This window comes from Micromonospora sp. BS32, assembly GCF_059089345.1.
On the sequence record NZ_JBSSHR010000059.1, the window covers coordinates 1 to 798 of the forward strand.

Sequence of the window (798 nt, forward strand, 5' to 3'; positions counted from 1 at the left end):
ACTTCGTCTGCCCCGAGCAGGTCGGCGAGGCCCTCGCGTCCGGCGTGACCACGCTGATCGGCGGCGGCACCGGACCGGCGGAGGGGTCGACCGCCACGACGGTCACCCCCGGCCGCTGGCACGTGGAGCGGCTGTTCAAGGCACTCGACCGGTTCCCGGTGAACATCGGCCTGCTCGGCAAGGGCACCACCATGTCCCGCCGTTCGATGACCGACCAGGTGAAGGCTGGGGTGATCGGCTTCAAGATCCACGAGGACTGGGGCGCCACCCCGGCGGTCATCGACACCTGCATGAAGGTGTGCGAGGGCCGCAACGGGCCGTCCGACGACAACAAGACGTCCGGCCTGACGTCGAACCACGTCCAGGTCGCGCTGCACGCGGACTCGCTCAACGAGGCGGGCTTCGTGCAGAGCACCAAGGAGGCGTTCGCCGGGCGGCCGCTGCACATCTTCCACATCGAGGGCGCCGGCGGCGGCCACGCCCCGGACATGATCACGCTGTGCGGGGAGCCCAACGTCCTTCCCGCGTCCACCAATCCGACCCGCCCCCTGACGGTCAACACCGTCAAGGAGCACATCGACATGATGATGGTCTGCCACCACCTCAACCCCGAGCTGGACGCCGACCGCGCCTTCGCCGACTCCCGCATCCGCCCCTCGACGATGGCCGCCGAGGACCTGCTGCACGACATGGGCGCCATCTCGATCATGTCGTCCGACGCGCAGGCCATGGGCCGGATCGGCGAGATGATCATGCGCACCTGGCAGACCGCCCACGTGATGCGCACCCGCTACGGCC

Annotated in this window: 1 protein-coding gene; it reads left to right on the forward strand. The window is 69.4% G+C overall.

Annotated elements, in window-relative coordinates:
* Positions 1 to 798: urease subunit alpha (locus AC5RWQ_RS30220; protein WP_494286002.1), on the forward strand; the 798-nt coding region annotated here is incomplete at both ends.